Raw genomic sequence first — 26,959 nt, 5'->3', positions numbered from 1 at the left:
CAGTAGCGGACAGGACTCTTGGCAGCCCGCTTAGCCCTTGCCTTGCTCGGCACGCCACCGCTCGTACTCGGGCCGCGCCTCCTCGGACAGCGGGTAGTACCGTCGCAGGTCGCCGCCCTCGGCCAGCCGGATCCGGGAGAACTCCTCCCACTCCGCGTGTTCCTGGGCGACGGCGACCAGCGCGGGCGCGAGCTTCACCGGCACCACGACCGCCCCGTCGTCGTCGGCGACGACGATGTCGCCGGGCTCGACGAGCGTGCCGCCGCACGCCACCGGCACGTTCACGGCGGTCGGGACGATGCCGGTCTGGGCGTGGAAGTTCGGTGTGGCGCCCCGGATCCACAGCCCGAGACCGAGTTTCTTGGCCTCACCGATGTCGCGCAGGCATCCGTCGACCACCACGCCGACACCGCCGCGGCCCTTGAAGTAGGTCAGCATCATCTCGCCGAACACGCCGCTGCTCATGTCGCCGCGCGCGTCCACGACGATCATGTCGCCGGCCTGCGCGTGGTACATCACGTGCCGGTGCAACTGCTTCTCGGGCTCGGCGTACTCGTCGTCGGGGTAGAGGTCCTCCCGCTTCGGCAGGAACTGCAGCGTCAGCGCAGGCCCGGCCACGCGAATCCCGGGCGTCACCGTGATCGGCCCGCTGATGAACGCGCTGCGGATGCCCATGCGACTGAGCTCGGCGCTGGCCGTCGCGCTGCCGAGCGCCGCGAGGGCGGTGCTGAGTTCTGCTGGCGGGCGAACGATGTCGTGCGTCTCGACCACGTCGGTAGCTCCCTCGGATTCGCGATGACCGCCGGTGAACTCGGCTCGAGCCTAGTGCAGACAACCGTTGTGCAGAGCCAGAAACGACAGCGCTCTCGAAGTTGTGGTGATCGACAGGCAGTGTGGCGGTGATACCCGAGGACCTGGTGCAGTGGGGCGGCACGGACAGCGGCGACTCGCAGCTGTGGCTGCCTGCGGGCGAGCGCGACGACTGGCCGACGACGATCGTGCTCGGCCTGCTCACCGGTGCAGTGTCCGCCTCGCCGTTCCCGGACGACTTTCCCAGCGGCAGGCCGCAGTTCTCGACGAACTCGTACGCGTGACTGCGTAAAACTTGGCGACGTCACTCAGAGGTCACGCACCGACGATTGGAAGAGGTGCACGAAGCGATAAACCCGCAGGGTGGGCACCTTCAATCTTTCGCCTGACAATTTTCGATTCCCGCAGCACCCGGTGCGATGTGCAGGTCAGGAGCTCGCCCGGGTTTCGGTACCCCGCAGAGGGTGCAGCTACCTGGACCGACCGGCTCAATCCCGCCGCGACGTCGAGAGGCGCGGATCCTCCCGACTCTCGCATTCGACGAATTCGATTGTCGGCCGCCTTGACGGTGAGGCGTGAACGCTGTTAGGAATGTTTCCTGGGAGCGTTCCCAGGGCGGTTGCACTGACAACCGGCCGGACATCCGACGTGTTCCGATCCTGAACGAGAACAGCTTCGTGGAGATGTCATGACAGAGCATTCAGAAGACGTGGGTTCGCATCCTTTACGCCGGCGGACGTTGCTGGCGGCGGGTGTCGCGTTGCCTGCGCTGGCGGTCGGGATACCGGCTGCCGCGGCCACCTCGGTGGTCGTCGAGCCGTCGAACGTGCAGCAGACGATCCTCGGCTTCGGCGGCATGAACCACACCGTGTGGATCAGCGACCTCACCGCCGCGCAGCGCGAAACGGCGTTCGGCAACGGTGCGGGGCAGCTCGGGTTCACCGTTCTGCGCATCCCCGTCCACGAGAACCGGGCCAACTGGAGCCGCGAGGTCGCCACGGCGAAGCGTGCGGTCGAGCTCGGGGCCAAGGTCATCGCCTCGCCGTGGAATCCGCCTGCCTCGATGACCGAGACGTTCTCCGGCGGCAAGCGGCTGCGTTACTCCTCCTACGGGGCTTATGCGCAGCACCTCAACGACTTCGTCGCGTTCATGGCGAACAACGGGGTGAACCTGTACGGGATCTCGGTCCAGAACGAACCGGACTACGCGCAGGAGTGGACGGCGTGGACGTCCGCGGAGATCGTCAGGTTCCTGCGCGAGAACGCGGGCGCGATCAACGCCAGGGTCATCGCTCCCGAGTCGTTCCAGTACCGCAAGAACCTCTCCGATCCCATTCTCAACGACGCCGCCGCGCTGGCGAACGTGGACATCATCGGCGCACACCTCTACGGCACCCGCACCGCGGACTTCCCCTACCCGCTCTTCCAGCAGAAGGGCGGCGGCAAAGAGCTGTGGATGACCGAGGTCTACCACCCCAACAGCACCGACTCCGCCGATCTGTGGCCGCAGGCGCTCGATGTGGGCGAGCACATCCACCGTGCGCTGGTCGACGGCCGGTTCCAGACCTACGTGTGGTGGTACATCCGCCGCTCGTACGGGCCGATGCGGGAGGACGGGCAGATCAGCAAGCGCGGCGCCAACATGGCCCACTTCTCGAAGTGGGTTCGTCCCGGTTGTTCGCGCATCACCGCGACCGCGAACCCGCAGGCCAACGTCTACATCTCGGCGTACAAGAGCGGGTCCAGGATCGTGATCGTAGCCATCAACAAGAACACTTCGCCGGTCGACCACGTGGTCACCATCCGGGACGTCGGTTCCGCGACCGGCTCCAGCTGGTTGACGAGTGCGAGCGCGAACCTGGCGCGCTCCAACGACTTCACCGTGTCGAACGGAACCTTCAACACCCAGTTTCCTGCCCGCAGCATCAAGACGTTCGTCCTGAACTGAGTCGCCCCGCAACTGTGTAGGAGAACTGTAGGGGTTGTCGCTTCCCCGCAGGCTGCACGCGCCGCCAAGGTGGCGCGTGCAGCCGATCTCCGAGGGGGCCCCATGAGCAAGCGACTGTCCCTGTTGCGCAAGGGAATACTGCTGACCGCCTTGCTGGCGCTGGCCTCGACCTCGGTCGAGGCGGTGCGGCCGGAAGCGCTCGCGGCCGGGGCGCCCGCCCAGGCCAGGGGGCCGCAGGTGGCGTCCAGGCCCGACGTCGTGTCCGCCGCGGTGTCGGCGAGAGCGCAGGGCTCCAGGGTCGAGGTGGAGGAACTGCGCACCGAGACCTCGACGACCTGGTCGAACCCGGACGGCACGATGACCACCGAGGAGCACGGTGCGCCGATCCGGTTCAAGGACAAGGGCGGTGCCTGGACCGGCATCGACCTGAACTGGCGCAGGGACTCCAGCGGCGCCGCCACGACCGGCGGGCACCCGCTGGGGCTGAGGCTGGGCGGCAAGGCCGCGAAGACCGGTACGTCGTTCGTCGCGGCCGCACCCGACGCGGACCGGCAGGTGGACTGGGTCGCGCCGTGGACGTTGCCGGAACCCGTGCTGGACGGCACCAAGGCCACCTACGCCGAGATCCAGCCAGGCGTCGACCTGGTCGTGCACTCACGGCGGTCGGGCTTCGAGTACGACTTCGTGGTGAAACGCAGACCCGCGGCCGCACCCAGCTGGCGGATTCCGTTGCGGCTCAAGGGACTGACCGTCAAGCCGCAATCCGACGGCTCGATCGACCTCCTCGACGCGGCGGGCAAGCCGCACTCCTCGATCCCGGTCGCGTACATGTGGGACGCGAAGACCGACGAGCGCAGCGGTGAGCCGGTCAACCGGACGAAGGTGGACCTGCGCGTCGAGGGCGGCGAGCTCGTGGTGACGCCGGACGCCAAGTGGTTCATGGACTCCGGGCGCAGCTTCCCGGTCACGGTCGACCCGACCTACGCGGCGGTGACCGCGAAACCGAGCTTCGACACGTGGGTGCAGACCGACTACTCCAGCGACCAGTCCGCGTCGGAGGAGCTCAAGGTCGGCACGTACAACGGCGGTGCCGTGAAGGCGCGTTCGTTCCTGAACTTCCCGACGGCACCGTTCAAGGGCAAGCAGATCGTCAGCGCCTCCCTGTCGCTCTACGAGACGTGGTCGTACTCCTGCACGGCCTCGGCGGTCGTGGTGAAGAGCGCTCAGCTCGCCTCCACGTCGACGCGGTGGACGGCGCAACCGACGATCGGCAGCCAGTACGGGTCGGCGTCGTTCGCCAAGGGCCACGACAGCGGCTGCCCGGCCGGCCGCACGGCGGTGCCGGTCACGGACCTCGCCAAGGCGTGGTCGGCCGCGTCGTACGCGGTCGGCGGCATGGCCCTGATGGCGGGCAACGAAGCCGACTCGAACTCCTGGAAGCGGTTCCGCTCCAGCGACAGCGCCACCCCGCCGTTCATCTCCTTCACCTACAACCGCGCGCCCGCGACGCCGGCCAAGCCGACGATCGTCAACGCCGTCCCGTACGCCGCTCCTGGCGGTGCGACCTACCTCTACACGGCGAACCGGCGCAACTGGGTGTCGGCGAAGGCCACCGACCCCGACGGCAACACCGTGCGCTACAACTTCGAGTTCCACACGTCCACCGCGGGCACGGCCGCGACCCTGAAGGCCACCTGCACCAGCTCCACCTACCCGTCCGGCACGACGGCGGGGTGCCAGCCCAACGCCGACCTGCCCGACAACACCGCGATCGTCGTCAGGGCCAGGACCAACGACGGCACGCTGAACTCCGCCTGGTCGGAGTGGGCGCTGTTCCGCGTCGGCGCCGCGACCCCGGCCGCACCGGCGATCACCTGCCCGTACGCCAACGGTTCGTGGACCGACACCCCGCCGAGCGCGGTCTTCACGTGCACGATCACCGCGCCGGGCACCGGGTTCAACGCGCCCGGCCACGTCAGGGTCACCGTGGACGGCCAGCCGCGGCCGACGAACTTCACCGGTGGCGCCCCCGGCCAGCTCAAGATCACCCCGTCGGCGGACCCGAACGTCGCCAAGGCGACGATCACCATGCCGGTCACGCAGGGCCTGCACACGATCAAGGCGCAGGCGGAGACCCCGGCCGGGAAGCTGTCCACCGCGGCCGGCTACTCGTTCGGCTACGGCGGCGCGACGCTGAGCAGCCCGGCGGTCAACCCCAGGCTCACCACCACGGGCGGCGTGCGGATCACCGCGTCCGGACCGCCCAAGGGCAGTTCGGCCACGCCGTCCGCCTCGGTCCGCTGGCGGCTGTCCGGCTACGGCGGCACCAGCGAGACGACCGGCTGGAACACCTCCGCGAACGCCCCGCTGACGGTGACCGACAACGGCGCCGCGGGCGTGACCGTGACGGGCATCTGGAACACCGCCGCGGAGACGCAGGACGGCCAGCTCGACGCCGATCCCGGTGCCGCGGGCGTGCAGCCGACCCAGCTCAACGAGCGAGTGCCCGCGCTGCTGGACGTCCAGGTGTGCCTGACCTACACGAGCACCACCCAGTGCACCTGGTCGCAGAGCAAGAGCACCGTCCTGCGGGTGCCGCACGCGTTCGGCAAGGGGTTCCCGACGGCCGACGCCGGCACGGGTGACGTCGCGCTGTGGACCGGTGAGTTCCACACCCAGGAGACCGACATCGAGGTGCCCGGCTACACCGGTGACCTGACGATCTCCCGTTCGCACTCGACGTTCGCCGGTGCGACGGACACCGTGACCGGGGTCTTCGGTCCCGGCTGGACCGCGGAGTTCGACGGCGCCGAGGCGGGCGCCGGCGGCCTGCAGGTGATCGACAACACCCGGCTCGACGGCACCATCGCCCTGCTCGACGGCGACACCACGGCGATGGTCTTCGAGTCACCGAGCGGGAAGCGGCGCACCACCGCGACGCTGGAGGCGGGCACCTGGGTCGCCGCGGAGGAGGACGCCGCGCAGGCCAGGGCCAAGCTCACGGTGAGCGGAACCGGTGCGGCGACCACCATCGCCTACACCGAGGAAGACGGCACCGTCACGACGTTCGTCACCACCGCGTCCACCGCGCCGACCACCACGGCCGCCGGCAGGTTCCGGCCGTCGGCCATCGCGGAACCCGGCGTCGCCGGCAAGACCGCCTACTCCTACGACGGCACCGGCCGGGTCGCCCGCATCGTCGCCCCGCCGGCCCCCGGAGTGTCCTGTGTGGACGCTCAGGGCGCCTACGCGGGTGCGCCGGGATGCCGGTCGCTGCGGTTCGACTACGGCACGTCCGGTTCGTCGAACGGCCGGATGGTGGCCGCCTGGCTGGACATCTACCAGCCGGAGAAGCAGGCCGTGGACTCGATCAAGGTCGCGGCGTACGGCTACGACAGCGCGGGACGGCTCACCGGCGTGACCGATCCGCGCAACAACCTGACCACCGGTTACGGTTACGACTCCGGCAACCGGCTCACCTCGGTGACGCCACCCGGTCAGGTCCCGATCCGGTTCAGCTACACCGCCGCGCCGAACGTGAAGCTGGCCGGAGTGCAGCGCGACCGGCCTGCCGGCGACCCGGCGGGCGGCACGGCGAACCTCGCGACGTTCGTCTACGACGTGCCGCTCACCGGTGCGGGTCTGCCCGACCTGTCCGCGTCCTCAGTGGACCGGTGGGGGCAGGAGTCGGCGCCGGTGAAGGGTTTCGCGGTGTTCGGCCCCGAGCACCCGGTCGGCTCGACGCCCGCGGTGGGGGACTGGGAGTTCGCGCAGCTGCAGTACACCGACGGTCAGGGCTACACGGTGAACACCGCGGAGTTCGGCGCGGGCGCGTGGCAGTACACCGCCACCGACTACAACGCCAAGGGCAACGAGGTGCGGGAGCTCGACCAGCGGGCCCTGCGGCTGATCATCGACGGGAAGCAGACCTCGGCCGACCAGCTCGCGTCGATCACCGTCTACAACGACGACCAGACGTTGATCACCGACACCTACGGCCCCACCCGCACGGCGACCCTGCGCAACGGCACCGCGATGCCGTTGCGCACCCACCGCCGGATCGAGTTCGACCAGGGCGCGCCGAACAACGGGGTCAACCCCGCCTCCGGCATGCCGTACCGGCTGGCCACGACGGAGACCACGTTCGCGCACGACCCCGGCACCGGCCAGGACGTCGAACCGGTCGCCAGGACGCTGACCGACTACAACCCCGTGGTGGCGGGCGATCCCGACGGCTGGGCGAGTGGCCTGCCGAGCAGGACCACCACCGACGTCGACCTCGACGGGGCGGTCTCCGCCGCGGACGTGGTGGGCGTGACCCGCTACGACAGCGAGAACCGCGTGGTGGAAACGCGGCAGCCCGCCTCCGGTGGCGCGGACGCCGGCACCACCAGGACCGTGTACTACACGGCCGCGGCGAACGGCACCCAGTGCGGTGGCAAGCCGCAGTGGGCGGGCCTGGTGTGCACCCGAGGCCCGGCCGCGGCACCGTCCTCCGGCCCGCCGTTGCCGACGACGACCAACACGGCGTTCAACTACCTCCTGGAGCCGTCCGCGGTCACGGAGAAGTCCGGAGCGGTCACGCGCACCCGGACCACCACCCACCTCCCCGACGGCCGGGTGTCGTCGGTGCGGACCGAGGTCACCGGACTGGCCACCTCGACGCCGAACACGAAGAAGGAGATGAGCTACGACCCGGCGACGGGTGCCGAGACCGCGGTCACGGCGCTGCGGGCGGACGGCAGCGTCGCCTCGTCGGTGCGGACCACGTTCGACGGCTGGGGCAGGCAGATCGGCTACCAGCCCTCCGGTGAGTCGACGACGACCACGGTCTACGACGCCTCAGGTTCGGTGGCCACCGTCACCGACGCCAACGGGTCCACCCGCTACACCTACGACGGCACCGACGCCTCTGGTCAGACCGAGCGGCGTGGCCTGCCGACCAAGGTGGAGGTCACGACCGCGGGCTCGACCTGGACGTCGACCGGCGGGTACGACGCCAACGGCGACCTCGTCGTGCACGAACTGCCGGGCGGGCTGACCCAGCAGATCGAGCTGGACCACACCGGATCCCGGGTCGGGCTGAGCTACCGGGGATCGGAGGGCGGCTGGCTGGCCTGGTCGCAGGACGTCGACGTGACCGGGCGGATCGTGCGGGAGTGGACGCCCGACGGCGCCGCGTTCACCGGCCCGCCCGCGGACGGTGATCCCTCCGACGTGGGTGACGCGGTGCCCTACGACCGCGCCTACGCCTACGACGGGGCAAACCGTCTCGTCGAGGTGCGTGACCGGACCGCGGCGTCCACGGGCGTGGACCTGGGCGACCCGGAGTCGGTGGTGCCGTGCGTGACCCGCTCCTACGCGTTCGACCGCAACGACAACCGGCTCGGCAGGACCACCAGGCCCGCCGCGGAAGACGGTTCGTGCGCCACCACGGGCGGAACGACGGTGACGCGCGCGTTCGACAGCGCTGACCGGCCGACCACGGGCTACGGCTACGACGAGCTCGGCCGCACCCTGACCCTGCCCGCCGCCGACGCACCACGACCGGCGGACGGCAACGTCACGATCGCCTACTACGACGACGATCAGGCCGAGTCCATCAGCCAAGGCGGCATCACCACGTCGTTCACGCTGGACGCGGCCGACCGGCGCTCCGCCGAATCTGTGGTCGAAGGCAGCGAGTTCAGCACGACCACCCGGCACTACACCGACTCCTCCGACAACCCCACGTGGGTCAGCGCGGGCAGCTCGGCACGCCGGTACGTCGAGCTGATGGGCGACGACCTGTCGCTGATGGTCGACGAGAACGGCGCGGGAGCGCTGTCGGTCACCAATCCGCACGGCGACGTGGTGTCCACTGTGGACCTCGCAACGTCGTCCACCACCGCCACTTCGCTGACCGCCTGGAACACCTTCGACGAGTACGGCAACCCGGCCTCTGGCAACACGAACCGGACTGGTCCCGTGCAGTACGGCTGGCTCGGCGGTCAGCAGCGGGCGGTCTCCGGCGCCGGGCTCACGTTGATGGGTGCCCGGCTGTACAACCCGGCCACCGGTCTCTTCCTGTCGGTGGACCCGGTGCGCGGCGGTAACACCAACGCCTACAACTACCCGGCTGACCCCGTGAACCGGGCCGACACCGACGGCAGGATCAACAAGGAGGTAGGTGGTGGTGGCGGCGGGTGCTGCACGCGCAAGGGTCTGAGAAGCCTGCTGAAGAAGGCGAAGAACGCGGTCAAGAAGGCCACCAAGCGTGTCAAGAAGGCGTCCAGGAAGTACCAGAAGCGGCTGAAGAGGTTGCTGCGCAAGGCGAGCAGCTCGCTTCGGCGGATCAACGCGAACCGCGTGGACCCGGTGAAGATCCTGCTCTGCGGCCTCGCCATCGCGTTCCTGATCGGCTTCATCCTCTTCATCGTCGGCACCTTGACGCTCACCCCGTGGTCGCTTCCCGTCATCTGGGGAATCGTGATCCAGGGCATGGCCTACTTCGTGGCCGCCGTGGTCGCCTGCTTCGCCTACGGCGGCCCGAGGGGCGGAGGGAAAGACTGAGCTGAGGTTCCGCGCACGGCCCGTCCTCCTGGGCGGGCCGTGCGCTCAGTTCTCGTTGTGTCCCAGCAGTTCCGTGACCTTCTTCTCCCTGACCGGGTCGCCGAGCCGGCGCAGCAGCACCAGAGCCTCGGCCAGCACCTCCCGTCCGGCGTCGGGCTGACCCGCGACGAGGAGGGTCTCGCCCAGGTCCGCCAGCGTGTTCGCCTCGCCTGGTGCGTCGGCGATCCGGCGCCACTGCTCGGCGCTGCGCCGCAGGGTCTCGATCGCTTCGGGGTAACGGTGGTCCGCGCGGAGTGCCAGGCCCTGCACGACGAGCGCGTACGCCATGCCGTGGGCGTCGTCCAGCGGCTCGAGGTGGGCGATGGCGTCCGCGAGGTGGCGGTGCTGGGTGGCGCGGTCACCGGCCAGCGCGTACAGCTCGGCGAGGGTGACCATCGTGATCCCGCACCGGCGCATCGCGAGGGCGCGTTCGCCGAACCCGATCGCTTCCTCGACGGCTCCGCTGAGCCGGAACACGTAACACGCGTTGTTGAGCGCCCGCGCCGTGATGTCGTCGTCGCCGTGCTCCTCCAACAGCGCGATGCCGTCGCGGATGTGTTGCCGGGCGACGCAGAAGTCGCCGTCGCCGCGGTGCGCGAGTTCCGCCTCCGCCAGGGCCAGGTCGCTGAGCAGCGACGCGCGCGCGAGCCGGTCGCCCGGCTCCACGAGGGCCGCCTCGCACACCTGCCGCCAGTCCCGCCACAGCCCGCGGGAGCGGTAGAACTCGAACAGTCCCAGGGCGAGGCCGGCGATCAGCCCCCTGTCCACCTCCGGATCCGCCACCGCCTGGTGCACCACCGCGAGCAGGTGGGTCCGTTCTCCGTCCAGCCAGCCGAACGCGTCGGCGACCTCCGGTGCGGCGGTCGTGCGCGGTGCCCTGGCGAGACGCGGCGAACCGGCGCTCGACCGGGCGAGTCCGCGCCAGGTGACCGCGCTGTACAGGTCCAGCAGGCGGCTCACCGCGGTGGTGCGCTCAGCCGGGCCGGCGAGCCCGGCTCCGTACACCCGCAGCAGGTCGTGCAGCCGGTAGCGGCCGGGCGCAGGTGTCTCCAGCAGACAGGCCGCAGCCAGTCGTTCGAGCAGTCGCTCGGCCTCTTCCTCACCGAGACCGAGCGCTGCGGCCGCCACCGGGACGGACAGGTCCGGCACCGCGGGCCAGGCCAGCAACGGGTAAGCGGCCGCGGCGGCGCGGTCCACCGGGTCCTCACTGCCCGCCAGACCGTCGATCGACAGTGCGAAACACGCCCGCACACCGGCCTCGTCCTGGTCCAGCTCCTCCAACCGGCGTCCTGCGTCGGCCAGCCGTTGCGCCAGGTGGGACACCGGCCAGGCGGGCCTGGACGCGAGCCGTGCGCCCGCGAGCCGGACCGCGAGCGGCAACCGGCCGCAGCGGCGCACCACCTCCGTCGCCGCGTCCGGTTCCGCGGCCACCCGCTCCCGGCCCGCTGAGACGGCCAGCAGCGCTACCGCGTCCGGTTCGGCGAGGACGTCGAGGTGCACCTGACGCGCCTGCCGCACGGCCAGCACCGCCCGGCGGCTGGTGATGATCGCGGCGGAGCCCGCCGTGCCCGGCAGCAGCGGGGCGACCTGCCCTGAGCCGGCGGCGTTGTCGAGCACCAGCAGAACGCGCCGACCGGCGAGCTCGGTCCGCAGCCGTGCCGCGGCCTCGTCGACCGTGCCGGGAACGCGCTCGCCCGCCACACCGAGCGAGCGCAGGAACAAACCCAGAGCTTCGAGCGGCGGCACCGGCTCGCGGGCGCCCTGCAGGTCGACGTAGAGCTGGCCGTCCGGGAAGTCGGCCGCGAGCAGGTGCGCGACGTGCACGGCCAGCGACGTCTTCCCGACCCCGCCCATGCCGGTGATCGACACGACCGCCGCGGCGGCCGGGTCGCCCACGATCTCCGCGACCAGCTCGGCCTGGCCGGACCGCCCGGTGAAGTGGGGGACGTCCGCGGGCAGCTGCCGCGGCGCGGAACGAGCGGGACGCCGCGGCGTGCCCTTGCGCGACGCGGCCCGCGCGAACTGCTCCCGCCGCGGCCCCGTCAACCCCAGCACACCGACCAGCCGGTCCACCGTGACGGCCTGCGGATACCGGCGGTCCCCGCGTTCCAGCGCGCCGATCGCCTGCTCGCTGAGCCGGGCCTTCTCCGCGAGCGCCTGCTGGGTCAGCCCCGCCTCGACCCGATAAGCGCGTAGCAGCTCGCCGAACGTCTCGATCACGTGCCCAGTCTGCCCGTCCGGCGGCCCCGCGTTGGGCTGTACGGCGGATTCCACCCCGTTGCCGCACGGTTCATCCGACCGTTCCGGTGTTCCTCCGCTCTTGGCAGGGCGCGGGAACAGGTGCGATGGTGGGCGGAGCACGGCAGACCAGGAGGCCCGCAATGGCGCTGGCAGACCACGAGCAACGTGAGCTGGACGAGATCGAGCAGCGCTTGTCCCTGGAGGACCCGAGGCTCGCCGCCAAACTCACCCGGCCGTCCGCGCTGGCCTCCGTGTCCAACCGGGCGCTGCGGGTGCTCGGTGTGTTCGCCGCCTATTTCTGCGGGCTGCTGGCGGTGATGGCAGGGGTGACCTGGTCGTCGGTTCCGCTGATCGCGCTCGGGGCTCTCCTGTGCGTGGGCGTGTTCGCGGGCTTGTTCGTGCACGCGTGGCGGAAACGCCGCGACTGACTCTCAGCTCTCGGGTCTCAGCCAGGCTGTTGAGTCGGCTTGGACGCCTGCTGAGCCGCGTTCAGCTGCTGCCGCAGGTCGTCGACCTGCTGCTGAAGCGTTGCGATCTGCGCGGCGTCCGTCTCCGGCAGCTTCTTGCCGCCGAACAACAACAGGATCACCGCGCCGCACTGTCCACTACGGACAGCTCATCACAGATCTGCGGAATCGGCGGTATGCCGGGAGGTGTCGTCACTCGGTCGTTCGCGTCGATTTTCCGGAGCTGAGGCGGTGGTGGCAGGACTGACCGCTCAGCAACCGGCCCTCTCGTCAAGGGAAAAGTTGGCCGATATGTGCCACTTCAGCAACCTTGACCAGGCAAAGAGCGGCTCATTAGCTTTAAGCCTCCGCAGGTCAAATTCCCTTTAGGCACAACGGTTTCCGGGGCCCGGAGGACTCAATGACGAGCTCGCGCGTGCCTGTCCGCTCGTGGACAGGGGTGATCCGATGAGGGCCACAGCCCTGCTGTCGGTCCGAGGGCTGGTGAAACGCTTTCCCGGTGTGACGGCACTGCAGGGCGTGGACTTCGAGGTCCGCGCGGGTGAGGTGCACTGCCTGCTCGGGCAGAACGGCGCCGGCAAGTCGACGCTGATCAAGGTGCTGTCCGGCGCGCACCGGCCGGACGAGGGAGAGATCACCTGGCGGGGCGAGGTCGTGTCGTTCGGCAACCCGACCGCCGCGATGCGCAGCGGTGTGGCCGCCATCTACCAGGAGCTGGACCTCGTGGCGGGCTTGTCGGTGGCGGACAACGTGTTCCTCGGTCACGAACTGTCCACCGCCGGCTTCACCCGGCGAGCACAGCAGCGGCGCAGGACCCGAGCCCTGCTCGACCGGCTGGGACACCCGGACATCGCACCCGACCGCGATGTCGGCCGGTTGTCCGTGGCGCACCAGCAGGTCGTCAGCATGGCGCGGGCGCTGTCGCTGGACGGGCAGCTGCTGATCATGGACGAGCCGTCGGCCGTGCTGGACCCGGACGAGGTGCGGGTCCTGTTCGGGATCATCAGGGAGCTCACCGCCCAAGGGGTGGCGGTGATCTACATCTCGCACCGGCTGGCCGAGATCAGGGAGATCGGCGACCGCGTGACCGTCCTCAAGGACGGCCGCACCGTCGCGACGGGCCTGTCCGCGCGCGAGACGAAGACCTCGGAACTGATCGGGTTGATGACCGGACGTGTGCTGGACAACGTGTTCCCGCAAAGGAAACCGGTCGACCCGGCCGCTCCCGAGGTGCTGGTGGTGCGCGGACTGTCTGACAGCGACCGCTTCGCCGGCGTGGACCTCACCGTCCACGCAGGTGAGGTGGTCGGGCTCGCGGGTCTGGTCGGGTCCGGCCGTTCGGAGATCCTGGAAACCGTCTACGGCGCCAGGAAAGCGGCCGAGGGCACCGTGGAGGTCGACGGCAGGAAGCTGCGGCGGGGGAGCGTCGGCGCGGCCGTGCGCGCGGGGATGGGGTTGTGCCCGGAGGAGCGCAAGAGCCAGGGGTTGCTGCTCGACCAGGCCGTCTACCGCAACATCACCGTCTCGTCGATGTCGTCGTTCGCCCGGTTCGGTTTCCTCGACGACCGCGCCGAACGCGTCCGCTCGACGAAGCTCACCGAGACGCTGGACGTCCGGCCGGCCGGTGTCGACCGCGTGGTGCGCGGACTGTCCGGAGGCAACCAGCAGAAGGTCGTGCTCGCGCGGTGGTTGCTGAGGGAGTGCCGCGTGCTGTTGCTGGACGAACCCACCCGCGGCGTGGACGTGGGCGCGCGCAGCGAGATCTACGAGCTCATCCGCGAGCTCGCGGACTCCGGTGTGGCCGTGGTCGTCGTGTCCAGCGACGTCGAGGAGGTCCTGGGCCTGTCCGACCGGGTCCTGGTGGTGCGCGAGGGCCGGGTGGTCCACGACGGTCCGGCCGACGAGATCGACGAGTCCAGGGTTCTCGACCTGGTCATGGAAGGACACGCGGCATGAGCGAGGACACCGCCGCCGTGGCGGCGCAGCAACAGGGAAGAGCTCCGGCCGTGCGGCAGTCCGGCGCCTCCGGCCTGCTCGGCTCCGCGGCCGGGCGCAACGCCGGTCTCGTGGTCGCGCTGGTCCTGTTGTGCATCGGCGGTGTGGTCACCGCGGGCGACCGGTTCGCCGACGTCGACAACCTGCTCACCATCCTGCGGCTCGCGGCGGTGATCGGCGTCGTGAGCGTCGGCATGACGTTCGTGATCACCGGCGGCGGGATCGACCTGTCGGTGGGCGCGATCGTCGCGCTGTCGTCGGTGTGGGCGACAACCCTTGCCACCCAAGGGATAGCGAACAACACGCACTGGATCGTCATCGTGTTCACCGCGTTGGTGGTGGGTGGGGCGTGCGGACTGGTCAACGGCGTGCTCATCGCCTACGGCCGGGTCGTGGCGTTCATCGCGACCCTCGCGAGCCTGGCCGCCGCACGCGGCCTGGCCGAGATCATCTCCAACCGCAAGACGCAGATCGTGAACGTGCCGGGCTTCGCCGCGTTCTTCGACGCCTCGGTGCTGGGCGTGCCGGTGCTGGTGGTGATCTTCGCGCTGGTCGCGGCGGGCGGGTGGGTGCTGTTGAACCGCACCACGTTCGGGCGCCGGACGTTCGCCGTGGGCGGCAACCCCGAGGCGGCGCGACTGGCGGGCATCGACGTGCGGCGGCACACCGTGTGGCTCTACACGTTGCTCGGCCTGTGCTGCGGGCTCGCGGCCGTCATGCTCGTCGCCCGCACCACGACCGGCAGCGCGACCCACGGCGGCCTGTACGAGCTGGACGCGATCGCCGCGGTCGTGATCGGCGGCACGCTGCTCACCGGCGGTCGCGGCACGATCGCGGGCACCGTCTTCGGTGTCCTGATCTTCACGACGCTGTCGAACGTCTTCACCCTCAACAACCTCTCCATCTCCGCCCAGGCCGTCGCGAAGGGCGCGATCATCGTGGTCGCCGTCCTCCTTCAGCAGCGGTTGGCAAGACGTACCTGAGGAGCCGGAAACCATGCCACTCAAGAGAATCGCCGCTCTCGCCGCGTTAGTTCTCGCCCTCACCGCCTGCACGGGCAACACGCCGCAGAACACGGGCGGCGGCAACCAGGGCGGGGTGAAGGTCGCCAACGACGAGCCGGGCAAGAAGGTCGTCATCGGTTTCTCCGCACCGGCCGCCGACCACGGCTGGATGGCCGCGATCACCAACGCCGCCAAGGCGGAGGCGGGCAAGTACTCCGATGTGGAACTGCGCGTCGTCGAGGGCACCAACGACGTCAACCTGCAGATCAGCCAGGTCGAGACGTTCATCAACGACAAGGTGGACGCGATCGTCCTGCTGCCGTTCGACGGCGCCGCGCTCACCCCGGTCGCGCTCAAGGCGATGAAGGCCGGCATCACCGTGATCAACGTGGACCGCCAGTTCGACAGCCCGTTCGCCGCGCGGTCCACCGTCCTGGGCGACAACCACGGCATGGGCGTGTCCGCGGGCAACTACATCTGCGAGAGGCTCAAGGGCAAGACGGACGCCGTGGTCGCGGAGATCGCCGGCATCGACTCGCTGCCGCTGACCCAGGACCGCAGCAAGGGCTTCGCCGAGGCGCTCGCGAGCTGCGGGCTGAAGGTCGCCAACCGCGTGGCGGCCGAGTTCACGGTGGAGAGCGGCGAGAAGGCCGCCGCGAACCTGCTCCAGGCCGCGCGCAAGATCGACGCCATCTGGAACCACGACGACGACCAGGGCGTCGGCGTCACCGCCGCGATCAAGAACTCCGGCCGCAGCGAGTTCTTCATGGTCGGTGGCGCGGGATCGGCCAACGTCATGCGGGAGATCAAGGCGGACAACGGACCGCACAAGGCGACCGTCATCTACCCGTCCACCCAGGGCGCGGACGGCATCCGGCTCGCCCGGCTCGCGGTGCAGGGCAAGAGCCTCGGCGACCTGGTCGAGGTGGAGGTCCCCCGTGAGGTCCAGCTGTACGCGCCGGTCGTCACCAAGGACAACGTCGACCGCTACCTGCCCTCCGCCTTCGAGTCCTGAGAGGACCGAACAACGTGACTGAGCTTGGCATCGCGATGGTCGGCCACGCCTTCATGGGAGCCGCGCACTCCCAGGCGTGGCGGGTCGCGCCGCGCTTCTTCGACCTGCCGGTGCGGCCGGTGATGTCCGTGCTGTGCGGCAGGGACGCCGACCGGACACGGGCCGCCGCAGAACACCTGGGGTGGGCCGAGGCCGTGACCGACTGGAAGTCCGTGCTCGACCGCGACGACGTGCACGTGGTGGACATCTGCACACCCGGTGACACGCACGCCGAGATCGCGGTCGCCGCTCTGGACGCCGGCAAGCACGTGCTGTGCGAGAAACCGATGGCCAACAGCGTCACCGAAGCGGTGGCCATGGCCGAGGCCGCCGAACGCGCCGCACGGCGTGGGGTGCGCGCGATGGTCGGCTTCAGCTACCGGAGGGTGCCTGCCCTGGGCCTGGCCAGGGATCTGGTCGCCAAGGGCAGGCTGGGGAAGATCCACCACGTGCGCGCCCAGTACCTGCAGGACTGGATCGTCGACCCCGCCGCGCCGCTGTCGTGGCGGCTCGACAAGGAGAAGGCCGGCTCCGGCGCGCTCGGGGACATCGGCGCGCACGTGGTGGACGCCGCCCAGTTCATCCTCGGCGACACCGTCCGCGAGGTGTCCGGGACGATGGAGACGTTCGTGTCCGAGCGCCCGCTCGCGTTGTCCCACTCCGGGTTGTCCGGCACGGCCTCCGACCAGACCGGGCCGGTGACGGTGGACGACGCCGTGCTGTTCCTGGCGCGCTTCGCGGGCGGCGCGCTGGGCTCGTTCGAGGCCACGCGGTTCGCCAACGGCCGCAAGAACGCGCTGCGCATCGAGGTCAACGGCTCGGCGGGCAGCCTGGCGTTCGACCTCGAGGACATGAACGTGCTGCAGTTCTTCGACGGCACGGAGGACCCGGCCGTCGCAGGGTTCCGCCGGATCATCGTGACCGAGCCGTCGCACCCGTACGTCGGCGCCTGGTGGCCTGCCGGTCACGGACTGGGATACGAGCACGCGTTCACGCACCAAGCCGTCGACTTCGTGCGCGCCATCGCCGCGGGAACCGACCCGGTGCCGTCGTTCGCCGACGGGCTCCAGGTGCAGCGCGTCCTCGCAGCCGTCGAGGACAGCGCGGCGTCCCGCACGTGGCAGCAGGTCTGAGGAGGGAACCGAGATGGCACGTCCGATCACGTTGTTCACCGGTCAGTGGGCCGACCTGCCGTTCGAGGAGGTCGCCCGGCTGGCCGCGGGCTGGGGCTACGACGGCCTGGAGATCGCCTGCTGGGGCGACCACCTCGACCCGTGGCAGGCGGCGGAGGACGACGACTACGTCGCGGACCGGCTCGCGATCCTCGCCAAGCACGACCTGAAGGTGTGGGCGATCTCCAACCACCTCACCGGTCAGGCCGTCTGCGACGACCCCATCGACGAGCGGCACCAGGGGATTCTCTCGGCCCGCAACTGGGGTGACGGCGACCCCGAGGGCGTGCGGCAGCGGGCGGCGGAGGAGATGAAGGCGACCGCGCGAGCCGCGGCCAGGCTCGGCGTCGACACCGTCGTGGGGTTCACCGGCTCGTCGATCTGGAAGACCGTCGCGATGTTCCCGCCGGCGCCCGCCTCGATGATCGACGCCGGCTACCAGGACTTCGCCGACCGCTGGAACCCGATCCTGGACGTGTTCGACGAGGTCGGCGTCCGGTTCGCGCACGAGGTTCACCCGTCCGAGATCGCCTACGACTACTGGACCACTGTGCGCGCGATGGAGGCGATCGGGCACCGGCCGGCGTTCGGCCTGAACTGGGACCCGTCGCACTTCGTGTGGCAGGACCTCGACCCTGTCGGGTTCCTGTGGGACTTCCGCGACCGGATCTACCACGTCGACTGCAAGGACGCCCGGCGCCAGGTCGGCAACGGCCGCAACGGCCGGCTCGGCTCGCACCTGCCGTGGGCGGACCCGCGCCGGGGCTGGGACTTCGTCTCCACCGGACGCGGTGACGTGCCGTGGGAGCAGTCGTTCCGGATGCTCAACACCATCGGCTACTCCGGGCCGATCAGCGTCGAGTGGGAGGACGCGGGCATGGACCGGCTCGTCGGTGCGCCCGAGGCACTGGAGTTCGTTCGCCGCAACGCGTTCGACCCGCCCTCGGCGTCCTTCGACGCGGCGTTCAGCTCTGGAGGCTGACCCGGTCGCGGGCTGGTTTCCGGTACCGATGGGACAATCGCTCGATGGAGAGCACCTTGGGTGTAGAGGCTGGATCGCCGGCCGCCGTGCTGCGCATGCTGATGGACGGCAGCCCGCGCACCCGAGCGGAGATCGTGGACGCGACCGGTCTCGCCCGTTCCACGGTGCGGGCCAGGCTGGACCTGCTCGTGGCGGCCGGCCTGGTGACCGGGAGCGGCACGGGGGAGTCCACCGGCGGCCGCCCGGCCGGCCGGTTCGCGTTCAACCCCGGCGCCCACCTGGTGCTGGCGGCCGAGGTGGGCGCCACCCACGCCACCGTCGCGGTCTCCGACCTGGCGTGCCGGTTGCTCGCCGTCGAACAGGTGGACCTCGACGTGGCGGACGGCCCGGCGGCGATCCTGCCGTTCCTCGTCACGACCTGGCGCTCGTTGCTGCACACCGTGGACGCCGCCGAGATCGCCGGCGTCGGCATCGGACTGCCCGGCCCGGTCGAGCACTCCACCGGCCGTCCGAACAACCCGCCGATCATGCCGGGCTGGGACGGGTTCGACGTGCCGGCGGCGATCACGGCGGAGTTCGACGTGCCCGTGCTCGTTGACAACGAAGTCAACCTGGAGGCACTGGGCGAGCACACCGCCTCGTACCCGGACGTGCTGCACATGATCGTGGTGAAGGCGGCGACCGGCATCGGTGCCGGGCTGATCAGCAACGGCGTGCTGCACCGCGGCGCGGCGGGCGCGGCGGGCGACCTGGGGCACATCAGGGTGCCCGAGGGTGGCGGGGCGCTGTGCCGGTGCGGCAACACCGACTGCCTGGAGGCGGTCGCCGCCGGTCCAGCCCTGGCGGCGAAGCTGCGGGACCTGGGCCATCCGGCCGCGTCGACGGCAGACGTGGTGAACCTGGTCCGCGCCGGCAACCTCGAGGCAGGCCGGGTCGTGCGGCAGGCGGGCAGGGACATCGGCGAGGTGCTCGCGGGCTGCGTGAGCATGTTCAACCCGTCCCTGGTGGTCATCGGCGGCCTGCTGGCGGAGGCGGGCGAGATGCTGCTGGCGGGCGTGCGCGAGTCGATCTACCGGCGCTCGCTCCCTCTGGCCACGGAGAACCTGCGGATCGTCGCGTCGGGCACCGGCGAGACAGCCGGCGCACTGGGCGCGGCGGCGATGGTGGTGCGGCACGTGCTCTCGCCGGAGGTGCTGGACGCGCGGCTGGGCGAGGTCGCAGCCGGTGGCCTCGCGCGTGAGGTGGAGCTGTCGTCCCATGCCACCTAATGACGGCACACATCCGTAAGGCACGTGCGCTTTGACGGTGAAGTGCCGACTTTTGATTGACAGCCGCCAATAGTCACGCCTACCGTCGCCTCATGACTATGACCCGCGTAACACCGCGCGTGGCTGTGGGCAAGGAACCCACGGTGGCGACCCGGCGTCTGCTGCGGCTCATGCGCACCGGCGCGACCGACCGCGCGATCGCCCGCGAACTGGACGTCAGCCTCCGCACCCTGAACCGGCGCATCGCGCGCCTGCAGTCGTTGCTGGGCGTGCAGTCCCGGTTCCAGCTCGGGGTGCTCGCGGCGGAGCTGCAGTGGCTCGCGGTGCCGTCGCAGGCAGTGGGCGAGCGACCGTCGGGTTCCCGCTGACCTGGGCGCGCTCGCCGGGGTGACCGCGCAGTGGCTGGTCGACGGGTGGGTCCGGTTGCGGCGCCGGTGGTGCCGGCCTGCCCTCGTCACGAGTCGGCTGCCGAATTGCGGGCTGGTGCGCCGGGCTTCAGCCCGGTGCTGAAGGCCCGCGCGGGAGGCCGGTCACGGCCGAGCGTGCACCACTGTCAACGTCGTCAACCCAGGGTTCATCCGCACGCCGATCAACGACGACGCCTTCGGCGATCCCGCGCAGGTACAACGCGTCTCCGAGCGCATTCCGTTGGGGTGCATGGGACATCCCGACGAGGTGGCCGGACGGCGATCGGCGCGGTCGCGTCCCCGAAGAAGACCGGGGGAGCGATCTCTTGACTGTTCAGTGGCGGAGACCTCATGATCTGGGTCACTTTCCACGGCCCGCGTGAGTGACGCTCACGGCGAGCGGGCCGGGGCGGTGTCCAGGTGGCTGCCTGGTGTCGCGACGACGCGAAGGGGACCACACTGTGCACCGCATTCTTCTGGCCTCAAATGTTAACGCTAACAATGACTGCCTGCGCCGGATCCGCAGTAGCTGACCTCCCTGAGTGCAGTCGCGTTGACGTTCACCTCGAAGTTGGTCCGCGGAGGGCTGAATGCGTTCGAATCGTTCGACGACCTGGCGTCGGTCATTGACGGTGGTTCTCGGAGTTGCAGCCCTCACAGCGTCGTCGATGAGCGTCACGCACGCCGCCGGTGCGGACACGACGGTCGACAAAGGACTGGTCGTCCGCTACGACCTCGCCCAGAGCTCCGGCACCACCGTCGCCGACACGTCCGGCAACGGCAGAGACGGCACGCTGAGCGGTGACGCCACCTGGCAGGACGGTGCGCTGAGCCTCGGCGGCTCGAACGGTCACGTCCGGCTGCCCGACAACGTCATGCGCGGGCTCACGGACATCACCGTGTCCGTCCAGGTGAACGTCGCCACCGACCAGGGCACCCCGTATTTCGTCTGGGGCTTGGGAAACACGCTGAACGGCACCGGGAACGGCTACCTGTTCACCACCGGTGACGGGTACCGCACGTCGATCGCGTCCGGGAACTGGTCGACCGAGCAAACGGTTTCCACCAACCGCAACCTCGCGCGTGGCAGCTGGCGCACGCTCACCTACACCCTCGCCGGTGGTCTCGCCGTGCTGTACGAGGACGGCATCGAGGTCGCCCGCAAGACCGACGTGACGATCACTCCGGGATCGATCGGCGGCGGCACCACGACCGCCAACTACCTCGGTCGTTCGGTGTACAGCGGGGACAAGTACCTCAAGGGCCAGGTCCGCGACTTCCGCATCTACGACCGCGCCGTGACGGCGGCGGAAGCGAACGCGCTCGGCGAGCGGACCGCCGCCGGCCGTGCCGCCGCCGACGCCGCCGCGCTCAGCCTCGGTGACACCTCCGCCGTGACCGGGAACCTCACCCTGCCGGGGAAGGCAGCGGGCGGTTCGGTGATCACCTGGTCCTCCAGCAACCCGGCCGTGGTGTCGGCGACCGGTGTGGTCACCCGGCCCGCGCCGGGCTCCGGCAACGCGACCGTGACGCTGACCGCGACCGTCACCTACGCCGGACACTCCGCCACCCGCACGTTCACCGTGACGGTGATCGCGGACATCACCGACCGGCAGAAGGTCCGGAACGCGTTGAAGGACATCGTGATCTGGGACCAGAACGCGGTCCGGGGCAACGTCACGCTGCCGGCGAAGGGCGCGGGCGATGTCACGTTCACCTGGCGCAGCGACGACAAGCGCGTCGTTTCCGCGGACGGTGTGGTGACGCGGCCGCCGTACGGTTCCAAGCCCCGCAAGGCACATCTGAGCGTCCGCGCGACCAAGGGGAAGGCGAGCAGCACCCGTGACTTCATCCTGACGGTGCTGCCGCTGCCCAAGCAGGAAGCGAAGGAAGGCTACGCGTTCGCGTACTTCACGGGTGAGGCCACTCAGGACACCGAGCAGGTGCACTTCGCGGTGAGCCGGGGCGACGACCCGCTGCACTGGGACGAGCTCAACGGCGGCAAGCCCGTGCTGAAGTCGCAGTACGGCGAAACCGGCGTGCGCGACCCGTTCATCATCCGCAGCCCGGAAGGCGACAAGTTCTACCTCGTCGCGACCGACCTGCAGATCAACGACGGACGTGGCTGGGGAGCGGCCCAGCAGCACGGCAGCAAGTACCTGGAGATCTGGGAGTCCACCGACCTCGTGACCTGGTCCGAGCAGCGCCACGTGCGCGTCTCGCCCGACACGGCGGGCATGACGTGGGCACCGGAGGCGACCTACGACCCGACCATCGGCGCCTACGTCGTCTACTGGGCGAGCATTCCGTTCGCGGCCGACGACCCGGACCACAACAACTGGTCGTACGCGCGGATGTACTACTCGACCACCCGCGACTTCCGGACGTTCACCGAGCCGAAGGTCTGGAACGACCCCGGCCAGGGCGTCATCGACTCGACCGTCATCAAGGACGGCGACTACTACTACCGCCTCACGACCGATGAGAAGGTCATCGGCAAGTGCACGCGCGACATCGTGCTCGAGCGTTCGAAGGACCTGCGCGCCGTCGACCTGCCGACCACGAAGCCTCGCAACTGGGAACTGGTCGACGACTGCATCCGCACGCCGCTCGGCACGGACTGGGTCGAAGGGCCGACGTTGTTCAAGTCCAACGACGGCAAGAAGTTCTACGCGTTCATGGACGAGACGCCGAACCGCGGCTACATCCCGTTCGTCACCGACTCGCTGGCGAACCCGAACTGGCAGATCCCGGCGGAGTACTCCCTGCCGCGCGCCCCGCGGCACGGCACCGTCCTGCCGGTGACCAAGGCCGAGCTCGAGCGGCTGCGCAAGGGCCCGCTGCCCGTCACCGCGAACAAGAAGGGCGTCATCGCCGACTACGACCTGACCGGCGGCTCCGGCACGACGGTCGCGGACGGTTCCGGCAAGGCACGCAACGGCGTGCTGCACGGTGACGTCACCCGCTCGTCGGACGGCCTCACCTTCGGTGGCACCGACGGTTACGTGCACCTGCCGAACAACCTCATGACCGGGCTCGACGCGATCACCGTGTCGGCACGCGTGTGGGTCGATCCCGGCCAGCAGACGCCGTACTTCCTGTTCAACCTCGGCAACAGCACGAACGGCGCCGGCGACGGCTACCTCTTCGCCAGCGGGGACAGCTACCGGGCGGCGATCGCGTCCGGCAACTGGTCGACCGAGCAGAACGCCAACAGCGGGCGCAACCTCGCCAGAGGTGCCTGGCACACGCTGACGTACACGCTGGCCGGTGGGAAGGCACGCCTGTACGACAACGGCGTCGAAGTGGCCCATGTGGACGGTGTCACGACGAAACCGGGTGACCTGGGCAACGGCATCACGACGTCGAACTACATCGGCCGGTCCGCCTACGCCGCGGACAAGTACTTCAAGGGCAAGATGAGCCGCTTCACGGTCTGGAACCGCGGCCTCACCACGTCGGAAGTGCTGGAGCTGCCGGGCAACGAGACCGCGGTCGCGTCGGTGAGCCTGGACGCGCTGAAGGTTCCGGCGGTCGTCGACAGCCAGGCCGGCACGATCCTCCTGCCGGTCAAGCCCGGCACGGACCTGCGCCGCCTGTCGCCCCGGCTCGAGGTCGCGGACGACGCGAAGGTCTCGCCCCGCAACGGATCGAGGCAGGACTTCACCAAGCCCGTCACCTACACGGTCACCGGAGCGGACCGGAGCCAGCGGATCTGGACGGTGCGTGCGGCCGTCATGAACAGCCCCGTCCTTCCCGGCTACAACGCGGACCCGAACATCGTCCGGTTCGGCGACAGCTACTACATCTACGCCACCACCGACGGTTTCCCCGGTTGGTCGAGCACGTCCTTCAACGCCTGGTCCAGCAAGGACCTCGTGAACTGGACGAAGCACGAGAAGATCCTCGACCTCGGGCCGGGAGTGTCCTGGGCGGACAGCCGGGCCTGGGCGCCGACGATCGCGCACAAGAACGGCAAGTACTACTTCTACTTCTGCGCCGACGCCAAGATCGGCGTGGCCGTCTCCGACTCACCCACCGGCCCGTTCACCGACGTGCTCGGCAAACCGCTGATCGCGTCGAACCCCAACGGTGGCCAGGCCATCGACCCGGCCGTCTTCACCGACGACAACGGCCAGAGCTACCTGTACTGGGGCAACGGCGAAGCGTACGTGGTGCCGTTGAACGCGGACATGACCTCGTTCGACGCCACGAAGATCAAGCACGTCACCGGGCTGGACGGCTTCCGCGAGGGACTGTTCATGACCAAGCGCGGCGGTATCTACCACCTCACCTGGTCCATCGACGACACCGGCAGCGAGAACTACCGGGTCGGCTACGCCACGGTGACCGGTCCCATGCTCGACGGTCTGGTGAACCGCGGTGTCATCCTGGAGAAGGATCCGTCACTCGGCATCCTCGGCACCGGACACCACAGCATCGTCCAGGCGCCGGGAACCGACGACTGGTACATCGCCTACCACCGGTTCGCCATCCCGGGCGGTGACGGCACGCACCGCGAGGTGACCGTCGACCGCCTCCGGTTCAACCCGGACGGCACGATGGCGAAGGTCGTGCCCACGCTCCAAAGCATCACCCGCTGACACCGCTTGGTCATCCAGCCTGTGGGACAGCCCCGAAGACGAGCTTTGGTCGCGTCATCGCCGCTTCGCGACGATTGCGATTGGGGCTTGACTTCGGGGCCCTTGCGAGGCGCTCATCGGCCTTGAAAAGCCGGGCAATAAGAGCCCGGCCGATCCGACCAGCATAGCGCCTCGCACCCAAAGTCAAGCCCCAATCGCACTCGTGCGTGGTCGCCTTTGTTGGTCGGCTCACCTCATTACCGCTTGCCCGCGTTCGCATAGCCCTGTACGGCTCGGCTTCGCCTTCGCCGCTTGCCTGCGGCTTCGCGGATCACGTTGCTCGGCTGGGTGGTTCACCCTATCGTGTTCCGCTTTACCCGTTATCTTTTCGTGATCTTGCGGTAGATTAGAACACGTGATCGAAACCCGCCTCCTCTCCACCGACGAGCTACTGCGCAGCCTCGTCGACGAGGTGACGGAAATCCGCGTCCGTGAAAATGCCGCGTTGCAGATCGTCGCCGAGCTGGATCGGCGCGGAGCCGCGAGCGAACTCGGGTACAGGAATTTGCCGCAGGTGTTGCGGCATGTTGTCCGCTGGGATCTGCATGTCGCCACGCGGTGGATCGACACCGCCGCACTGCTGACCAAGGACATCACCCCGACCGGCAGCGAGCTCGCCCCGGTGCTTCCGCTGACGGCGGAGGCGGTGGCCGAGGGCGCGTTGTCGGTCGAGCATGTGGCGGCGGTGGCCGCGGTGATGAAGACCGTGCCCGCCGAACACGAGGCGACCGTGGTGGGCTACGCCCGCACCTTCGAGCCCCGCACCGTGCGCACCCTGGGCGGGAAGCTCGCCTACTCCCTCTATCAGAACGACCCCGAGCCCCGCGAGCCTGACCCGACGCCGCCACCTGCGAATGAGCATTTGATGCAGTGGAAGAACGGGCGGCTGGAGATCCGGGCGAAGCTGGACAAGGTCACCGGCGCGAAGTACGAGGCGCTGCTCGATCCTTTGGCCAAGCCGCGCCCGGACACCGGGGAGGGCCCGGACCCGCGCACCCGCTCGCAGCGTCAAGGCGACGCCCTGGCCGAGCTGATCGAGCTGATGCTGCGCGCCGACCAGCTGCCCGAACACGGCGGTGAGCCGGTCACGATGACGGTGACCCTGCGCTACGAGGATCTGGTCAAGCAGGTGGGCGAGGCGATGCTGGACACCGGCGAGCACCTCCCGGCCGACCAGCTCCGCCGGGTGGCCTGCGACGCGGGCATCATCCCCGCCGTACTGGGCGGTGAGGGCCAGCCGCTGGACATCGGCCGCAAAACTCGTACCTTCCCCGCCCGGATCCGCCGGGCCCTGGTTCTCAGGGATCGTGGCTGCGCCTTCCCGGGCTGCGACCGGCCGCCCCGGCACTGCGACGGCCACCACGTCCGGCATTGGGCCGACGGCGGGGACACCTCGGTCGACAACGCGGTGTTGCTGTGCCGTGCGCACCACACGCTGATCCACCAGAGCAAGTGGGAAGTCCGGATGATCACCGGCATCCCGACCTTCTACCCGCCAGCCTGGCTCGACCCCCAACAAAGACCCAGGCGCAACCTCATCAACACCGCCTGACCACGGCCAGGCGGTGCCGATGAAGGCCGCCTGACTGCGGGGAGGCAGGCTGATGAATGCTGCCCAGGTAATGGCCAGGAGCCTCCAGGCGCCTCGTACGTGACGACGCCCAGGCGGACAGCGCCCCCGCGAACCGCCCACGCTGCCTGATCACGGCGAGGCATCCGCGCGAACACCGACTGACCGGCGGCTGCGTGGGTGGCGGCCGTTTCTTCCTCCCGTTGCGGTGGGGCCAACCCCCGCGACGACAAACCGCGAGGCAGCAATCCCGTGAGTCAATCCCGCAAGGCTACATCTAGCACAGCTGATCACCCGAAGCCGAAGGTGAACGGCAATGGCGTAGCCGAGCCGGACAGAGCAATGCGTCATCGGGCAAGCGGTGATGAGGTGAGCCGAACAACCCGACGCAACCACGCACGCTTGCGATTGGGGCTTGACTTTGAGAGCGAGGCGCTAGCCTTTTCGCGGATCGGACGGGTGCGAAGAATCCGACCTTTTCCGCCCGATTCAGCGCCTCGCAAGGGCCCCGAAGTCATCTATGAAGGAGCGGGGGCGGTCAAGTCCTCGTGGAGCTTGGTTTCGAGGGGTTTTCGGCTCCGTGTGGCATGGCGTGTCCGGCGGGCGGGGTCAATGACAATGCCGCTAAGTTAAGCGACCCTGCCGAATATGTGCAGCTCGGGCGGCATATCGTGGCGAGTTCCCGTGTGGGTAGCTCGCTTGATTACCTTGTCTCCTGACCGGACTCGTTTAACCACGCGGGGATAAGAGCGGTGCCGGCGTCCGCTACTGCGACGATGCCGGATCTCCTCAATCGTCTCGACTATC

At 69.5% G+C, this 26,959-nt stretch carries 16 protein-coding genes and 1 pseudogene; 14 read left to right on the top strand and 3 right to left on the bottom strand.

Features of this window, described 5'->3' with window-relative positions:
- Positions 1 to 30: 30 nt before the first annotated feature.
- Complete coding sequence (locus ACFOWZ_RS16135) at positions 31 to 771, bottom strand: ribonuclease activity regulator RraA (RefSeq protein ID WP_382373185.1); 741 nt, start codon at positions 769 to 771, stop codon at positions 31 to 33.
- 122 nt (positions 772 to 893) lie between these two features.
- On the opposite strand from ACFOWZ_RS16135, the gene ACFOWZ_RS16130 reads away from it, so the two are divergent.
- The 3 genes from ACFOWZ_RS16130 (at position 894) to ACFOWZ_RS16120 (ending at position 9,310) form a co-directional block, all read left to right on the top strand.
- The gene (locus tag ACFOWZ_RS16130; RefSeq protein ID WP_382373183.1) at positions 894 to 1,094 is read left to right on the top strand and encodes a hypothetical protein; all 201 of its coding nucleotides are present in this window, start codon (positions 894 to 896) and stop codon (positions 1,092 to 1,094) included.
- A gap of 404 nt (positions 1,095 to 1,498) precedes the next feature.
- Positions 1,499 to 2,758 carry a glucuronoxylanase gene (locus ACFOWZ_RS16125; protein ID WP_382373181.1) on the top strand — a complete coding sequence of 420 codons (1,260 nt, stop codon included), beginning with the start codon at positions 1,499 to 1,501 and terminating at the stop codon, positions 2,756 to 2,758.
- A gap of 102 nt (positions 2,759 to 2,860) precedes the next feature.
- Positions 2,861 to 9,310: a DNRLRE domain-containing protein gene (locus ACFOWZ_RS16120; RefSeq protein WP_382373179.1), complete on the top strand. Its 6,450-nt coding sequence runs from the start codon at positions 2,861 to 2,863 to the stop codon at positions 9,308 to 9,310.
- A gap of 45 nt (positions 9,311 to 9,355) precedes the next feature.
- Here ACFOWZ_RS16120 and ACFOWZ_RS16115 read toward each other — a convergent pair whose 3' ends face one another.
- Positions 9,356 to 11,569, bottom strand: a complete 2,214-nt coding sequence (locus tag ACFOWZ_RS16115) for an ATP-binding protein (protein ID WP_382373177.1) — start codon at positions 11,567 to 11,569, stop codon at positions 9,356 to 9,358.
- Between the two features lie 161 nt (positions 11,570 to 11,730).
- On the opposite strand from ACFOWZ_RS16115, the gene ACFOWZ_RS16110 reads away from it, so the two are divergent.
- On the top strand, positions 11,731 to 12,018 hold the full coding sequence (locus tag ACFOWZ_RS16110; RefSeq protein WP_382373175.1) for a DUF3040 domain-containing protein: 288 nt from the start codon (positions 11,731 to 11,733) through the stop codon (positions 12,016 to 12,018).
- 17 nt (positions 12,019 to 12,035) lie between these two features.
- On the opposite strand, the gene ACFOWZ_RS16105 is transcribed toward ACFOWZ_RS16110, so the two are convergent.
- Positions 12,036 to 12,179, bottom strand: a complete 144-nt coding sequence (locus ACFOWZ_RS16105; RefSeq protein ID WP_382373173.1) for a hypothetical protein — start codon at positions 12,177 to 12,179, stop codon at positions 12,036 to 12,038.
- 325 nt (positions 12,180 to 12,504) lie between these two features.
- Here ACFOWZ_RS16105 and ACFOWZ_RS16100 point away from each other — a divergent pair, with 325 nt between their 5' ends.
- The 10 genes and pseudogenes from ACFOWZ_RS16100 to ACFOWZ_RS16055 all read left to right on the top strand — a co-directional run bounded on the left by ACFOWZ_RS16100 (position 12,505) and on the right by ACFOWZ_RS16055 (position 26,134).
- Positions 12,505 to 14,013 carry a sugar ABC transporter ATP-binding protein gene (locus ACFOWZ_RS16100; protein ID WP_382373171.1) on the top strand — a complete coding sequence of 503 codons (1,509 nt, stop codon included), beginning with the start codon at positions 12,505 to 12,507 and terminating at the stop codon, positions 14,011 to 14,013.
- Complete coding sequence (locus ACFOWZ_RS16095) at positions 14,010 to 15,035, top strand: ABC transporter permease (protein ID WP_382373169.1); 1,026 nt, start codon at positions 14,010 to 14,012, stop codon at positions 15,033 to 15,035. The genes ACFOWZ_RS16100 and ACFOWZ_RS16095 overlap by 4 nt, the downstream gene beginning before the upstream one ends.
- 13 nt (positions 15,036 to 15,048) lie before the next feature.
- Positions 15,049 to 16,071, top strand: a complete 1,023-nt coding sequence (locus ACFOWZ_RS16090) for a substrate-binding domain-containing protein (RefSeq protein WP_382373167.1) — start codon at positions 15,049 to 15,051, stop codon at positions 16,069 to 16,071.
- A 35-nt stretch (positions 16,072 to 16,106) separates the two neighbouring features.
- Positions 16,107 to 17,243: a Gfo/Idh/MocA family protein gene (locus ACFOWZ_RS16085; protein ID WP_382373460.1), complete on the top strand. Its 1,137-nt coding sequence runs from the start codon at positions 16,107 to 16,109 to the stop codon at positions 17,241 to 17,243.
- A gap of 13 nt (positions 17,244 to 17,256) precedes the next feature.
- Entirely contained in the window at positions 17,257 to 18,264 is a 1,008-nt protein-coding gene (locus ACFOWZ_RS16080) for a sugar phosphate isomerase/epimerase family protein (RefSeq protein WP_382373165.1), read from the top strand.
- A gap of 44 nt (positions 18,265 to 18,308) precedes the next feature.
- Positions 18,309 to 19,532 (top strand): ROK family transcriptional regulator, encoded by a 1,224-nt coding sequence (locus ACFOWZ_RS16075; RefSeq protein WP_382373163.1) that lies wholly within the window; start codon positions 18,309 to 18,311, stop codon positions 19,530 to 19,532.
- Positions 19,533 to 19,624: 92 nt separating this feature from the next.
- Positions 19,625 to 19,900 carry a LuxR C-terminal-related transcriptional regulator gene (locus ACFOWZ_RS16070; protein ID WP_382373161.1) on the top strand — a complete coding sequence of 92 codons (276 nt, stop codon included), beginning with the start codon at positions 19,625 to 19,627 and terminating at the stop codon, positions 19,898 to 19,900.
- A 181-nt stretch (positions 19,901 to 20,081) separates the two neighbouring features.
- Positions 20,082 to 20,294 (top strand): annotated as a pseudogene (locus ACFOWZ_RS16065) (hypothetical protein); the annotation flags it as partial.
- A 313-nt stretch (positions 20,295 to 20,607) separates the two neighbouring features.
- Positions 20,608 to 24,543: a family 43 glycosylhydrolase gene (locus ACFOWZ_RS16060; RefSeq protein ID WP_382373159.1), complete on the top strand. Its 3,936-nt coding sequence runs from the start codon at positions 20,608 to 20,610 to the stop codon at positions 24,541 to 24,543.
- A 394-nt stretch (positions 24,544 to 24,937) separates the two neighbouring features.
- The gene (locus ACFOWZ_RS16055) at positions 24,938 to 26,134 is read left to right on the top strand and encodes an HNH endonuclease signature motif containing protein (protein ID WP_382373157.1); all 1,197 of its coding nucleotides are present in this window, start codon (positions 24,938 to 24,940) and stop codon (positions 26,132 to 26,134) included.
- Positions 26,135 to 26,959: the final 825 nt, after the last annotated feature.

Source organism: Lentzea rhizosphaerae (assembly GCF_042649515.1).
Classification (GTDB): domain Bacteria; phylum Actinomycetota; class Actinomycetes; order Mycobacteriales; family Pseudonocardiaceae; genus Lentzea; species Lentzea aerocolonigenes.
Note: the sequence above shows the minus strand (reverse complement) of the source record. Positions and strands in the feature narration are given on the sequence as shown.

Excerpts from the sequence above, each read along its gene's own strand:
- ACFOWZ_RS16125 (WP_382373181.1), top strand. The coding sequence starts at position 1,499 with ATGACAGAGCATTCAGAAGACGTGGGTTCGCATCCTTTACGCCGGCGG.
- ACFOWZ_RS16120 (WP_382373179.1), top strand. The coding sequence starts at position 2,861 with ATGAGCAAGCGACTGTCCCTGTTGCGCAAGGGAATACTGCTGACCGCC.
- ACFOWZ_RS16110 (WP_382373175.1), top strand. The coding sequence starts at position 11,731 with ATGGCGCTGGCAGACCACGAGCAACGTGAGCTGGACGAGATCGAGCAG.
- ACFOWZ_RS16100 (WP_382373171.1), top strand. The coding sequence starts at position 12,505 with ATGAGGGCCACAGCCCTGCTGTCGGTCCGAGGGCTGGTGAAACGCTTT.
- ACFOWZ_RS16095 (WP_382373169.1), top strand. The coding sequence starts at position 14,010 with ATGAGCGAGGACACCGCCGCCGTGGCGGCGCAGCAACAGGGAAGAGCT.
- ACFOWZ_RS16090 (WP_382373167.1), top strand. The coding sequence starts at position 15,049 with ATGCCACTCAAGAGAATCGCCGCTCTCGCCGCGTTAGTTCTCGCCCTC.
- ACFOWZ_RS16085 (WP_382373460.1), top strand. The coding sequence starts at position 16,107 with ATGGTCGGCCACGCCTTCATGGGAGCCGCGCACTCCCAGGCGTGGCGG.
- ACFOWZ_RS16080 (WP_382373165.1), top strand. The coding sequence starts at position 17,257 with ATGGCACGTCCGATCACGTTGTTCACCGGTCAGTGGGCCGACCTGCCG.
- ACFOWZ_RS16075 (WP_382373163.1), top strand. The coding sequence starts at position 18,309 with ATGGAGAGCACCTTGGGTGTAGAGGCTGGATCGCCGGCCGCCGTGCTG.
- ACFOWZ_RS16070 (WP_382373161.1), top strand. The coding sequence starts at position 19,625 with ATGACTATGACCCGCGTAACACCGCGCGTGGCTGTGGGCAAGGAACCC.
- ACFOWZ_RS16060 (WP_382373159.1), top strand. The coding sequence starts at position 20,608 with ATGAGCGTCACGCACGCCGCCGGTGCGGACACGACGGTCGACAAAGGA.